The sequence below is a fragment of the Streptomyces sp. NPDC111507 genome, from assembly GCF_055638955.1.
This window is the reverse complement of sequence record NZ_JBVKBU010000004.1, coordinates 311,354-323,241: the sequence shown is the minus strand read 5'-3', so window position 1 is coordinate 323,241 and position 11,888 is coordinate 311,354. Positions and strand designations below refer to the sequence as shown.

The 11,888-nt window shown below is 63.2% G+C and carries 16 protein-coding genes and 1 pseudogene; 13 read left to right on the top strand and 4 right to left on the bottom strand.

Annotated features, from left to right (window positions below; translation table 11 throughout):
* The first annotated feature begins 36 nt into the window (after positions 1-36).
* From ACZ7M2_RS19155 to ACZ7M2_RS19145, 3 genes are read left to right on the top strand one after another with little or no spacing between them, the layout of a single operon-like run.
* Complete coding sequence (locus tag ACZ7M2_RS19155; protein ID WP_471596248.1) at positions 37-465, top strand: ester cyclase; 429 nt, start codon at positions 37-39, stop codon at positions 463-465.
* Between the two features lie 26 nt (positions 466-491).
* The gene (locus ACZ7M2_RS19150; RefSeq protein ID WP_471596247.1) at positions 492-995 is read left to right on the top strand and encodes a flavin reductase family protein; all 504 of its coding nucleotides are present in this window, start codon (positions 492-494) and stop codon (positions 993-995) included.
* A 43-nt stretch (positions 996-1,038) separates the two neighbouring features.
* The gene (locus tag ACZ7M2_RS19145; RefSeq protein ID WP_471596246.1) at positions 1,039-1,743 is read left to right on the top strand and encodes a GntR family transcriptional regulator; all 705 of its coding nucleotides are present in this window, start codon (positions 1,039-1,041) and stop codon (positions 1,741-1,743) included.
* 1,121 nt (positions 1,744-2,864) lie between these two features.
* Here ACZ7M2_RS19145 and ACZ7M2_RS19140 read toward each other — a convergent pair.
* Positions 2,865-3,620: a GntR family transcriptional regulator gene (locus ACZ7M2_RS19140; RefSeq protein ID WP_471596245.1), complete on the bottom strand. Its 756-nt coding sequence runs from the start codon at positions 3,618-3,620 to the stop codon at positions 2,865-2,867.
* 78 nt (positions 3,621-3,698) lie between these two features.
* Between ACZ7M2_RS19140 and ACZ7M2_RS19135 the strand changes: the two genes are divergently transcribed.
* The 6 genes from ACZ7M2_RS19135 to ACZ7M2_RS19110 all read left to right on the top strand — a co-directional run bounded on the left by ACZ7M2_RS19135 (position 3,699) and on the right by ACZ7M2_RS19110 (position 6,715).
* Positions 3,699-3,977: a hypothetical protein gene (locus ACZ7M2_RS19135; protein ID WP_471596244.1), complete on the top strand. Its 279-nt coding sequence runs from the start codon at positions 3,699-3,701 to the stop codon at positions 3,975-3,977.
* Positions 3,978-3,989: 12 nt separating this feature from the next.
* On the top strand, positions 3,990-4,301 hold the full coding sequence (locus ACZ7M2_RS19130; RefSeq protein WP_471596243.1) for a hypothetical protein: 312 nt from the start codon (positions 3,990-3,992) through the stop codon (positions 4,299-4,301).
* 199 nt (positions 4,302-4,500) lie between these two features.
* Positions 4,501-4,725, top strand: coding sequence for a hypothetical protein (locus ACZ7M2_RS19125; protein ID WP_471596242.1), 225 nt, complete (start codon positions 4,501-4,503; stop codon positions 4,723-4,725).
* A complete protein-coding gene (locus tag ACZ7M2_RS19120) occupies positions 4,722-5,465 on the top strand; it encodes a GntR family transcriptional regulator (protein ID WP_471596241.1) in 744 nt (247 codons plus the stop codon). The genes ACZ7M2_RS19125 and ACZ7M2_RS19120 overlap by 4 nt, the downstream gene beginning before the upstream one ends.
* Complete coding sequence (locus ACZ7M2_RS19115; RefSeq protein WP_471596240.1) at positions 5,462-5,764, top strand: hypothetical protein; 303 nt, start codon at positions 5,462-5,464, stop codon at positions 5,762-5,764. The genes ACZ7M2_RS19120 and ACZ7M2_RS19115 overlap by 4 nt, the downstream gene beginning before the upstream one ends.
* 471 nt (positions 5,765-6,235) lie before the next feature.
* Positions 6,236-6,715, top strand: coding sequence for a hypothetical protein (locus ACZ7M2_RS19110; protein WP_471596239.1), 480 nt, complete (start codon positions 6,236-6,238; stop codon positions 6,713-6,715).
* A gap of 154 nt (positions 6,716-6,869) precedes the next feature.
* Here the strand turns inward: ACZ7M2_RS19110 and ACZ7M2_RS19105 are convergent, their stop codons facing one another.
* Positions 6,870-7,208 (bottom strand): hypothetical protein, encoded by a 339-nt coding sequence (locus ACZ7M2_RS19105; protein WP_471596238.1) that lies wholly within the window; start codon positions 7,206-7,208, stop codon positions 6,870-6,872.
* Between the two features lie 280 nt (positions 7,209-7,488).
* Here ACZ7M2_RS19105 and ACZ7M2_RS19100 point away from each other — a divergent pair, with 280 nt between their 5' ends.
* Positions 7,489-7,968, top strand: a complete 480-nt coding sequence (locus ACZ7M2_RS19100) for an SMI1/KNR4 family protein (protein ID WP_471596237.1) — start codon at positions 7,489-7,491, stop codon at positions 7,966-7,968.
* A 321-nt stretch (positions 7,969-8,289) separates the two neighbouring features.
* Positions 8,290-8,655: pseudogene (locus tag ACZ7M2_RS19095) on the top strand (HNH endonuclease signature motif containing protein); the annotation flags it as partial.
* A 165-nt stretch (positions 8,656-8,820) separates the two neighbouring features.
* Here ACZ7M2_RS19095 and ACZ7M2_RS19090 read toward each other — a convergent pair.
* The gene (locus tag ACZ7M2_RS19090; RefSeq protein WP_471528849.1) at positions 8,821-9,015 is read right to left on the bottom strand and encodes a hypothetical protein; all 195 of its coding nucleotides are present in this window, start codon (positions 9,013-9,015) and stop codon (positions 8,821-8,823) included.
* Positions 9,016-9,206: 191 nt separating this feature from the next.
* Between ACZ7M2_RS19090 and ACZ7M2_RS19085 the strand changes: the two genes are divergently transcribed.
* Both ACZ7M2_RS19085 and ACZ7M2_RS19080 read left to right on the top strand, forming a co-directional pair.
* Entirely contained in the window at positions 9,207-9,740 is a 534-nt protein-coding gene (locus ACZ7M2_RS19085; RefSeq protein ID WP_471596236.1) for a hypothetical protein, read from the top strand.
* Positions 9,731-10,018, top strand: a complete 288-nt coding sequence (locus ACZ7M2_RS19080; protein ID WP_471596235.1) for a nucleotidyltransferase domain-containing protein — start codon at positions 9,731-9,733, stop codon at positions 10,016-10,018. The genes ACZ7M2_RS19085 and ACZ7M2_RS19080 overlap by 10 nt, the downstream gene beginning before the upstream one ends.
* A 299-nt stretch (positions 10,019-10,317) precedes the next feature.
* Here the strand turns inward: ACZ7M2_RS19080 and ACZ7M2_RS19075 are convergent, their stop codons facing one another.
* Positions 10,318-11,496: a protein kinase family protein gene (locus ACZ7M2_RS19075; protein ID WP_471596234.1), complete on the bottom strand. Its 1,179-nt coding sequence runs from the start codon at positions 11,494-11,496 to the stop codon at positions 10,318-10,320.
* Positions 11,497-11,888: the final 392 nt, after the last annotated feature.

Below are 11,888 nucleotides of genomic sequence, written 5' to 3'. Positions count from 1 at the left end.
GTATTCCAGAAAGCCGTCACTGTGGAAGGGGAAGAGATGGCGCACACCGACGCCGCCCGTAGGGAACGAATCGAGACGGTATGGGCCGAGGCTTGGGGGCAGGGCGACGTCGACGCACTCGACGTGCTGCTGAGCCCGGCCTACCTGCGCCACGGGACCGACCCGCACCCCCAGAACCTGGACTCCTTCAAGGCGGCAATCGTCTCCACACGTGCGGCGTTCCCGGACCTGACCACCGTCATCGACGACATCGTGATCGAAGGTGACAGGGTCGCGATCCGCTGGCACAGCAGCGGAACGCACGTGAATTCCTTCCTCGGTGTCCCGTCCACCAAGCGGCGCGTGGACATCGGCGGCGCCACGTTCGCCCGCTTCGAGGGGGACCGGATCGTCGAGGAGTACGTGACGTGGGATCCCCGGGCTCTGCTCGCGGCGCTGGGCATCATCAGTGTGGGACAGGACTGACGATCAAGATGACAAGGAGCACCCTCATGGCCGCGCTTGCCTCCACCCTCGACATCGACGTGATGAAGCAGGTGAACCGGCAGTTCGTCACCGGGGTCACGGTCGTGACCGCGATGGATGGAGAGACCCCCAGAGGGCTGGCCGTCAACGCGTTCTCGAGCATCTCGCTCGACCCTCCCACCGTGATGGTGTGCGTCCAGCACACCTCGTCCACCCATGACTGTCTGTTCCGGGCGGATCACCTCGCGATCAACATCCTGTCCACCGACCAGCTCGACGTCGTCGGCACGTTCGCGAGCAAAGCCGCTGACAAGTTCAAGGACCTGGACTGGGAGAGCGGCCCGTTCGGCAGTCCGCTGATCGCCCGGAGCAGCGCGCAGATGGAAGTGCGGATTCGAGAGCGGCTCCAGGCCAGTACCCACACCATTTTCATCTGCCGAGTGGTGCACGCCGCGGTCACCGAGCTTCATCCCATGGTCTACAGCGCGGGAAGGTTCTTCGACGGCGGGGCACTCACGTCTCTGGGATGATCCAGTGTCCAGTGGGCAGTACGGGAGATGGAAGGAGCACTCGGTGAATCGCGCGAAGAGCGAACCGAAGAACGGGTCGATGCAGGCCACGGTGATCGCCGAAATGCGCAGGCGCATCATCAAAGGCGATGTCGAACCCGGAGCTTCACTCTCGGAGGCTGCCCTCGCGGACGAGTTCGGTGTGAGTCGTACGCCGGTGCGCGAGGCCCTCAAGCAGCTGCAGACCGAAGGGCTCGTCGAGATCCGGCCCCGCGTCGGGACGTTCGTCACCATTCCCTCCCGCCGTGAGATCACGGAACTCTTCGAGATGAAGGAACTCATGGAGGGTGCGGCCGCGCGTCTCCTCGCTCAGCGCGGCCGTGTCCCGGAGATCGACTCGCTCGAGCGAAACCTGCGCGAGGCCGATGCGGCGGTGGAGCAGGACGACCGGGAACGGTACGCGGCGCTGGTCCAGGAGTTCCACGACCTGCTCATAGCCGGCTCCGACAACAGCAAGCTGCAGGCCCACTACCGGGTGCTGATGAACCAGCTCGCGTACTCCCGGCTGGTGAACACCTCGCTGAGCCAGCCGGGCCGCGCCGTCCAGTCCGACCGTGAGCACCACCTCGTCCTGGAGCTGATCCTGGAAAAGGACGGCGACAGCGCCGAGCGCGTCATGCGTGAGCATGTCAGGGCCAGCCGGCGCGCTCTGCTGGCGGGCCTGCCCTTCGGCGGTCGGCAGGAGGGGGCCGACGGGGCCAGTTCCTGATCTCGGGCCCGTCCAGCCTGTTCATCGCGTCGTATCCGGTCGGGGCAGAACGGATGGGCGCGATTTTTCGTAGCTGACCGGACCTGACGATCGACGAGGCCGCATCCCGGCTCGTACCGCGCGCCCCACCCCCGAGAACAGCGCTCCCAGCGGAGCCACAGAGCCCGACGGCGCGAGAGGCTCGGCCCGGGATCCGTGCCGGATGAGGCTGATCCTTTGGGAGATATTCGGGAGATCAACTCTCCGTCCGCTCACGCAAACGGCCCCGGACGAGGAGTCCGAAGCCGAACAGAGCGCCTCCCTGGGGGGAAACCCCAGGTCAGAGCGGTAACGCGTGGTGCCCCCGGCAGGATTCGAACCTGCGACACCCGCTTTAGGAGTTCGATCCACGCCCGCCCCTGGGGCCGTCGGCGGCTGGTCCGACGGTCGTGCGGGGGTGCTGCTGTGTGCCGTCGTCCGGCCTCGTTGATGTCAGCCGTGGATGTCAGAAGTCGCCACGTAAGCAGCGACTTAAGTGGACCTGAAGTCCACCCTTGGTCCCGTGTCAGTGCTTGGCATAATGAGCCAATGAATCTAGGGGGAACGGCATCAATTGCCGCTGCAGCGGCTGTAGTTGGAGCGGGACTCGGTGCCTTCGGGGCCATACGCGCGGCCAAGAATACGGGGAACTCCCAGCGCCGCTCGCAGCACGAGCACTGGCAGCGGCAGGCTCGTGCTGATGCCTACGCCCGGTTCGCAAACGCAGCAGACGAACTTGCTCCCGCGATCTCCGCCCTCACTTCGACAGAGGGCTCAGTACCGGCAGACCTGATGGAGCGGTCCGCCGAGGCGCGCCGACTCATGTCGGCGCTCTCGAAGGCCGAGAGCGCCGTGGCTCTAGCCGGGCCGGGCGTCGTGGCCGCGGAAGCCCTATCAGTAGCACGGGCTTACGGGTCCGTTCTGAGAAGCACGCTCATAAGGCATGGGCTGGAGTCAGCCAGGCGGAGCGACCCGTCATCGTCCATACGTGCCCGTTGGCCGAGCTTGAGCCCCTTCCGCGAGCTGGCACGATCCGCCCTAGACGATCCGGATGGCGCCTTGGGCGGTAGCCGCCGCTAAGCAGATGACTTCGCTGGGTCCGCTTAGCGGTTGATCGGGATCTCATAGACGATCTCACAGTGGGCGGCGGGCACCACGATGTCCGCCGTTTCCACGGGTCGCCCTTGGTCGCTGTAGTACGTACGCCGGATGTGCGTCACGAGCGCCGCCTTCTGGATACCCAACAGGGACGCCTCCTCGACGGTCGCCTGTCGTGGTTCCGGCTGCTCCACGGCGTGGCTGACGGTGATGCCGATCGCGGCCATACGGTTCACGACGCCCGCCCCGGCGTGTGGCCCTCCCTCGGGGAGGACGACGAGAGTGCCGGCGGTGAGGTCGTACGGCTCCCAACTCGTCGACAGTTGTACGGGTCTGCCGTCCGACAGGAACTCGTACACCGTCCGGACGCACAGCTTGCCCTCGGCGACGCCGAGCCGGGCCGCGATCTCCGCTGGAGCCGGCACCTTGGCGTCGGTTCGGCTCTCCCAGTCGCCCTGTCTGCCCAGCGCCTTCATGTCCGCGCGGAACGGGGACCCTTGGGGCTGCTCGCGCGCCGATGAACGGACCACCCGCACCCGCTTCCGGGGTTCGGCGACGTACGTGCCCGATCCGGCGCGGCCTTCCAGCACGCCTTGCGAGATCAGCAACTCCTGAGCCCGGCGGACCACGTTCTCGCCCACGCCGCACTCCTGGCCGATCTGGGCGCGGGACGGCAGGCGGTCACCCGGCTCCCATACGTGCTCCGCGATGCGCTGGCGAAGCTCGTCGGCGATGCGGAGATAGGGCGGCTGCTCAGGCATATGGAAAATCTAGTCCACTAGCTCTAATCTAGTTAACTAGCTTCACTTAAAGTGATCGTCGGTGACGGAGGCTGCCCTGTGCCCGCTTCGGGAGTTAGCGCGGCGGCCATCGCCGCCCGGCTGTCCGCCGTAGGGCTCCCCGCGCGCCTGGAGGAGCACGCCTTACACACGTCGGTCGAAGCGGAGATACCGGAATCGCTCTCCGCCGAGTCATGGCGGGAGGTCCTGCAAGTGGTGGCTGAGGCCGATCGGTTCGGACTCCTGGCCACCAGCATGAACGGCCGCACCCTCTGGGCGGTCGTACGCAAAGCGGTCCCCACGACGGGCGATGTCGGGGGACCGAGCCATCAGCGATAGGAGCTGAACAGCGTGCTCAACCGTATCCGCCGCGCCGTCTCCCTCACCAGAGCGCGGCACTTCCCCAAGGGCAGGCACCGCCGTCCCTTAACGCCAGCCCTGCCGCTGGCCGCCCCGGCCTGGCCTGCGTCCGCTGACGCGACGACGGTCGACCTGGCCCGCGCTTCCGACAGCGCGAACCACCGACACCTCCTCAGGGGTGAGGACACCGAGCTTGTCCGCCCGTACGTGCTTGCCTGGGAGAAGCGAGTACGACTGTGCCCGATGGTCGTCGCTCCCCACCTGTCGGCCGATGCCTGGTCGTCCCTCGCGGGGGTCCGCTGATGCCGCCTCGCCGACAGCCGCACATCACGGACGTCTCGGCCATCCCCTACCGCTCGACCGCCTGCCGGATCGGCACGCACTCCGCCTGCGCGGAGTCCTCTCCGGCCTCGGCGCCGGTCGGCCTCCCGGTGGTCTACGAAACGTGTGACTGCCCGTGCCACTCGGCGTCCGACCGGGCCACGTCTGCGGAGGTGAAGCATTGAGCGACTGGGCACCCAGCGGCGCACTGGTCTCCAGCATCGAGGTCACCGCGACCACTGTGCAGCGCGGCGACATCATCCAACTCGGCGGCCAAGCCTGCCGGGTGAGAGACCTCTTCCAACTCTCCCAGGGCGCCAAGCAGATCCTGTTCGAATCGGGCGAGCTGCTGACCATACACACGCGAACCAGGCTCGTTGCCGTGCGCATGCTGAGAAGGCGGTGAGCCGGTCCGTGCCTTCTCGCCATCACGACATCGCCGACGACCTCCGGCACCAGATCACGACCGGTCGCATCAAGCCCGGCGAACGTCTTCCGTCAGAGGTCGGCCTCGCCGACCGGTACAAGGTCAGCACGGTGACACTGCGAAGTGCCCTCGCGGTGCTCCAGGGGGAGGGTCTCGTCGAGAAGATCCACGGCAAGGGGAACTTCGTCCGACGCCCCCTCCGCAAGATCATGTACGTCGGCGGATGGGGGACGCTGGACCCGTGGACCGCCGCCGAAGCGGCGTTGCGAGTCACCGTTCGCACCACAACGGTTCAGTCGCACGGGCACCTGACCACCTTGCTGAAAGTGCCGGCGGGCAGCCCTCTCACAGAGTTCTTCTGCATCAGCCACGAGGGGGAGTCACCGCACGGGCTGGCCCGCATCTACATCCCCCGCGACCTGGCACCCGCCGGAGTACTCGACGACGCGTCCTCGTGCCGGGAGGCAGTCACGAGATTCGCCGTCCTCAGCCCGCCGCCGTCCGCTGTCCGGGAGACGGTGTGCGCCCGCCCACCGACACCGGACGAGACATCAGCTCTCCGGATCGGCTCCGCCGCGGCAGTCCTCGCGATCACACGCGTGGCGACCGACTCCACCGGCCGAGTCGTCGAGGCCGCACTCCTGGTGTTCCCAGGGGATCGGGTCGACGCGGTCTTCACCACCCACTACGTGATCGATGAGAGGCGGAGGCACGGATGACGGCACAGAACGAACTGCGGCTTCTCCCGTGGTCGGGGCCGGAGGGCAAGCCCTGCTACCTCAGCACCGATGACAGGGACGGCTACATGAGCCGCCTGGCGGACAACATCGAAGCGGTCCAACTCGGCACGGCGGCTGAATTGCTGGAGCAGGCCTCCGAAACCTTCGTTGATCAGGACACGGGCCCGGAGGACCTGCGACGGCTGGCTCAGGAACTGACCGGTGCTTTACGGGACGTGCTCCGCGTTGCGACCAGCCGCGGTCACCTCCTGGCGGTGAACGAGCCTCACCGCATCTGAAGAGGAGGCCGCAAGACGGCGCCTGCCGATGAAGGCCTCTGTTCCACGCGGGGAGGGCAGTTCGGGCACCAACCCGGGCTGCCCTCCACGTTGCGCTACGTCGGCCTCGACTGCGGTAGCCCGACGGGGAGCGCGGGCACCTTGTTGGCCGATTAGGCATACTTGTCCGGCTTCTGACTCCGTCCACACACTTCCGGCATGGTGTATCGGTGCCGTGCGCAGACCGACGACGGGACGTTGTGCAAGAACCGAGTGACTGGCCCAGACGTGCGGTGTCATCACCACCTCGATCGGCCAGCAGGGCGCGTCCCCACGCCCCGAAAGCAACCTGCAAAGCGTGCCCAAGCGCCGCGTCGAGCTCCGCGGCAGGCGGCCACGCCCAGGGCCGCCAATCGGCCCCAACGACGCCCTCAGCCTCCGACGCAAGCCACTCAAGAGCGTCAGAGAGCGGAGAAGGCGGCACGGCTATGCATGGACGTCATCGAACAAGGTGGTCCTGCTGTCATTGCTGAGCGTGCATCGGCCTACGTCTCGGACGAGACGTGGAAGACCCTCGTAAAACGCCATCGCCGCAGAGGCTGCGGTGATCTCGCCGAGCTGGCACGCAGCATCCTCAAGGGCAAAGACCGGCTACATGATGCCGTTGGTCGCGCTGCCGGCGGCCTCTTCGGCCTGCTAGGGCGCCCCAGGATCGAGCGGATCTTTGCTCAGGAGCTGGTCCGGAGGATCCCGCTGCCGATTGATGCGAAGCTCTCGGCGGCCGCGAGGGGCTTGCAGATCGCGGGTATATACGTGTGCATCACCGGTAACAGGGACTTGGCTGACTGCGCCTGCCTGCGGGACATACTCAGGGTTGAGAGTCGAGAACGCCTACAGCGACTGATCCAGGGCGCGATGGAGGACTGGCAGGGGCTACCTCGCCGCATGCGCGATGCTATAACCGACTCTTAGCTTGGGAAGCTCAGGTGGTCTGGGAGGCGTCGCCTTGCTGACCTGCGCCGGAGCAGAGTTGCCGTCGGTTCAGCTCTTGGCCTGTTCCCTGGTGTTCCCCGCAGTTCCCCGTACGATCTGGCACGGATCTGGCACGTCCTCTCGTCGTGGACAGTCACAGATCCACCCGAGACGCGTCGGCCTCGGCATCGCCACGACGAAGAACGACGTACGCAGGTCGAAAGGGAAGTTCCCGCAGCGTTGGCTCCATGACCTTGAAGAGGGCGTCAGCATTCGGCCCGTAGGCGTACACCACAGCCTCACCGCCGCCGAACTCATTCCCGTCCACCTCGCCAACTCCGGTGTTCTCAACGGCATCCGTCATCGCGCGTTCCGCATCGTAGAGTGCAGCACGCTCGTCCGGTTCCCCGAACTGCTCCCCACTCAGGCGGAAATGGGCGATGACAGCCTGTTCGGAAACGTCGGCCTGAGGCATGTCGAAGAGTGCGTCCATACGCGACACGATGTCATCGGGCAGGTAGCCAGAAACACCCCGTCTTGCCTGGCAGCCACCCCTCGAAGGAAACCCGTTCGGCCAGGGGCCCTTGACCTGCCCGTTCACCGACCGCGCGGGTAGGTGACCCGTCACTGGTTGTCGCCGTCGGTCACCGCCGAGCGCCCTCGCACGGCCCAGAGACGGCCGGCGATCGGGGCGGCCCACAATGGCGAGTGACTGTTTGGTTCCAGCCCTCGAAGGTATGGCCGCCACCGCTCCCGGTTGAGAGGCTGAGCCGGTGACTGATGATGAGGTTGTGGAGGTGTTGCGGACCGTAGCCCGGACTAGGACCTTGCCACCACCCGCAACTGCGGAGGCTGTCACCGAGGCGGAAGAAGCCATCGGCTTCCCGCTGCCTCCCCTCCTACGGCACCTGTACCTCGAAGTCGCCAACGGCGGATTCGGCCCAGACGAAGGAATCCTGGGAGTGAGCGGAGGGCCTGCGCAAGGCAACTTTGCGGACATCGCTGAGCTGTACCAGGACGGTCCGGATCCGTCCGGCCGCATCCCCGCCGGCCTAGTGCTGATCTACGACTGGGGCTGCACCATCTGGTCGCTGGTCGACTTCCGCGATCCTGCGGGCGCCATGTGGTGCACCCATGAGGGAGAGCACTGGCCTCAGGGCATCAACCTCGCGGAATGGCTGACTGGCACGTTGGCAGGAACCCTGACGGTGGAAGCACTACTGGAGAGTCAACCCGCTTCGCAGATCAGCTGACCCACTGCCCTGAGCTGGTACTTCCCTGTTGAGGTGGCGGGATTTGAACCCGCGACCGCTTCTTCCCGAAGCAACTTGGGCGGTGGCTCGACCTGGGGCCGGTGTGCCCCTCACCTGCTGTGATGGTCCGTAGGTGTGCGCGGGTGTCCGCCGCCGTTCGTCGGCGTTGTCACGCAGTTAGACACTCACTGGCTACAGGTCCGTGTTCGCCCAGCCCTGGCTCTTGGTGCGCCGCTAAGCGGGTCTTCCGTTCCAGTCGTCCAGGTGGTCACGCGCTACGGTCGGACCGCGGCTTCGCTGAGCTGGGCTGCCAACATCGTTATGTGCTCAAATCCCATGCCGGGGGTCTTGGCCAGTGGGACAATGGCATCCAGGGCCTTTCAATGGTCTGGGTTCGTACGGCTGTTCCTGGAGGTTGCAAGGGTGGCAGCAAGATCGACAAATCGGGTAAAGCTCTCACAATCTGCAAAAGACATACTCTGGTCAGAATCTGGCGGCCACTGTCAAAATCCGGGATGTCGAGTTGATCTACATGCCTTTGTAGACCAGGTGCACGTGGCGGAGCTTGCACACATCATTCCAGCAAGTACCAAGGGGCCTCGCGCAACAGAAGGTGCGGACCTCACCGAGTCAGAGCGTGCTGACCCGACGAACATTCTCGTACTGTGCCCTACGTGCCATACCATGATTGACAAAGGCCCTAGTCAGTACCCTGCGGGAATATTGCGCCGTTGGAAAGAGCGGACTCAGCGAGCGCGTGCCATCGCTTTCGGGACGCCGCAGTTCACGTCGAGGGCTGAAGCGCGAGCCGCCATAGAACCCCTCCTGGGCGCCAACCGGGCAGTCTTTCAGCTATACGGCCCACTCGATGACGTATTCGATGACACCCGCGCCGATCAGTGGAGTCGGCATGTGGTGGATACGGTCATCCCGAATAACAGGGCCTTGCTGCACCTCCTCCAATCGAATCGTGACTTGCTGACAGTCGCAGAGAAGACAACTCTCGATATTTTTGCCATACATGCGCAGCAGCTTGAGGAGCGTCACCTGGAGGGGAACTGGACTCCAGGGTCCACGCGATTTCCGGAGGGGATAGACTCGATTATGAAGGGTGATACATGAGCATCCGATCATGGGTGGTCAAACAGCTCAAGGACTCCGGGAGAACCGTCCAGGCTGTCGGCGACTGCGGTGTGAGGGTGGCGCGCGCAGGCCGGCCAGATGCTACCGGATACTGCGTGGAGCCGGACAGCTTGCCATTTACCGTGCCAATGCTTGAAGAGGCGCTTGGAAATCTCCCCGAAGCGGGCATGGTAATCGTGACCAGGCGGCCGGTTGACCCTGACGTCCATTCACGGGCACTGGAACTTGGTGTTTGTGTGGATACTTTCGGTGGCTTCAACCGTGCGATCACATTCCTCGACGACATCTCTGATTACATCCACCCTGAAGAGTCATATTTCAGGAAGCGCATGTTTTCCACAAGAGCTGTGATCTCCGTGACTCGTCGAGGTCATCGGGCGTGGGAGCTGCAGCGAACCAATGGGCTCCGATCGTTGACCGTGGTGACCCACGACCGCTACGAGCTGACCGATGAAGGATTTTCCGGAATTCTTGACGAGTACCCAAGCCTCGACATCGATGCCCTAGTTATCACGAACCCTTCAGCACAAGGATTCGGGAAGCGGGTGGTTACTAGCGCTCGCGAAGCCAATGTTCCCCTGTATAGATTGGATGACTTTGCCAGTAAAGTCCGCGATAGATGGACCTGAGGCGGCGTTGGCCAATCCTCGATGAGCTATGCGAGTGCGCCGCCGGCTTCCCCGGCATGGAGATCTGGGTGTTCGGATCGATGCTGCGGTCGGAGCAACCACGCGATTTGGATGTCTTGGTCATCTACGGTTGCCGAGAGGATGTGACCAGCATCCGAAAAATGGGCTATTGGGAACTCTCATTTCCGCCCGTGGAAATCATTGCTATGACCCGGGATGAGGAATCTCACTACGACTTCATAAAGATAACTAATGCTAGGCGACTTATTGCAGCTTGAGTCCTCGGCCGGGCTGGCAACCGTTCGGGTCGTCGCTCGATGGTCGCTCTCCTGTCCGCCGGCGAGGAGTCCGTCAAGGTGGGGCTCCCCGAGGGAAGCGAGGAAAAACGACCTTGGCGGGCAACGAACGGCGGTGATCCTCAGCGACGAGCGAGGCCGAACCACGGCATCCTGCTGGAGCGCATCGCCCAGCTTGTCGGCCACACCAGTCAGGCGACGACGGAGGCTATCTACCGGCAGCAGCTTCGGCCAGGTTAGACACTCAGGTGCCGTCACAGGCGTTAAGTTGGTATCAGATGTCAAGCTGGCGCGTCCGTAGTGGTCGGAGTCGCTTCTAGTTTCTCAACGTCGCCGATTAGTTCACGTACGCTCTGGTACCTGTCAGCAACATCATGTGCTGTACATTTCCGCACGATCTGACTCGGCGCATTTGTTTGAGACATCAGGGCTTCCCTGCCGGTGAATATGTAGGAAAGCACCCACCCGATCGCGTAGATTTCATTGCGAACGTCGTATTCTTTGAAGCTGACCAGTAGGGGGTCCCGGATTGTTCCGCGCATCTCGGTCCTCGTCCGGGTGTATTCTGAGTTCCTGTCTTTTACGAGGCCGAAGTCTGAGAGCTTCACGAGAACGGCTCCGCCATCGAAGGTCTTCACTAGGACGTTTTGTAGGCTTACGTCGCGATGGAGTAGGTTCTTGCTGTGGATATAATTTATGCCGTACAAGAATTGAAGCGCAATTCTCTTCCGTGAGGAGAACGGTAGCTGATTATTGCGCCTCTTGATGTAGTTTCGAAGTGTGGATTCGCAGAACTCCATTTTGTATTCGTTTCGATTTTCATCGAATTGAAACACCTGTACGATATAAGGGAAGCTCAGTTCTTTGAGGATCTCGAACTCTTTCCGAAACCGGTAGAGGTCGCGTTCCCCTAGGCCCTTGTTGGCGCGCTTAAGTGCGAATTTGATTCCATAGTCATTGTCGGTGAATGAGAAGACCTTCGCGTACGACCCCTCGCCGATCAGCTGCAACTGATTGCGTTCTGCGGACTTCTTGAGTTTGATCTCAGTGTCTGGGCGAGAAAAAACCGGCGCGTATTTGATGATCTCGATCTGCTCAAAGTCATCCGGAACGGTGCTACCCCCGCTACGGGCCAGCCATGACTGGCAACTCTTCATGGCAGCCGTGTAGGGTCGTGCCAAGTGCACTTCTAGACCGGCATGTTTAAGAGAGTGGAGAAAGTCGTTCACTTCTCTGGCCAGTGCGAGCATTTGTCTGCTGTTCTCGGCCCAGTAATGCTTGGTCGTCTCGGCTCTGTCGTTTATGGACTCGAAATGCTCGTTCAGTCGCTCGTGGAGGCTAGCGAAAGCGCGACCGAAGCGCGCGTCACTCACGTAAAGTCGCAGGAATGCATTCGAAATATTCATGTCCGCGTACCTCTGTGAGAGGTCGGCCAACATCAACTCGGTCGGGTCAGCCACTTCTCTAGCCCTGTTCTCTGTCTGTATTTGACGGTTACGTCAAACGTGAGCGGTTATCTGCAAGCCTTCTCGATTTCGCTATTCAGTCAGGCTAAGGGGTGACTAGGGGTGACGGGGTGAGAATCCAGGAATTGCCATGTGGAGTGGCCCGCCCGCCACTCTCCCTAGTACTCCAGTTGCACTTCTCCATTTGTCCTGGTCACAGGGTCTTTTGTGAGTCTAGTGAGCTGACGCTCCATCAGGGTGGTGGTGGTTCGTGACTCACCCGATCAGGGTGCGTGCGGCGCTGGTAGTGGCCGTGGCGGGCGATGGCCTGATGGCGTCGGCGCCAGTGGGACCAGTGGAGCCGGTGCGCGGGTGACCGATGCCGGGCCGCGGAGGGACGGGCAAGG

What these genes read in the sequence shown, in the direction of transcription:
- ACZ7M2_RS19105 (WP_471596238.1), bottom strand. Translation starts at nt 7,208, where the DNA reads ATGGACGCACTCTTCGACATGCCTCAGGCCGACGTTTCCGAACAGGCT.
- ACZ7M2_RS19150 (WP_471596247.1), top strand. Translation starts at nt 492, where the DNA reads ATGGCCGCGCTTGCCTCCACCCTCGACATCGACGTGATGAAGCAGGTG.
- ACZ7M2_RS19115 (WP_471596240.1), top strand. Translation starts at nt 5,462, where the DNA reads ATGACGGCACAGAACGAACTGCGGCTTCTCCCGTGGTCGGGGCCGGAG.
- ACZ7M2_RS19080 (WP_471596235.1), top strand. Translation starts at nt 9,731, where the DNA reads ATGGACCTGAGGCGGCGTTGGCCAATCCTCGATGAGCTATGCGAGTGC.
- ACZ7M2_RS19110 (WP_471596239.1), top strand. Translation starts at nt 6,236, where the DNA reads ATGGACGTCATCGAACAAGGTGGTCCTGCTGTCATTGCTGAGCGTGCA.
- ACZ7M2_RS19140 (WP_471596245.1), bottom strand. Translation starts at nt 3,620, where the DNA reads ATGCCTGAGCAGCCGCCCTATCTCCGCATCGCCGACGAGCTTCGCCAG.
- ACZ7M2_RS19155 (WP_471596248.1), top strand. Translation starts at nt 37, where the DNA reads ATGGCGCACACCGACGCCGCCCGTAGGGAACGAATCGAGACGGTATGG.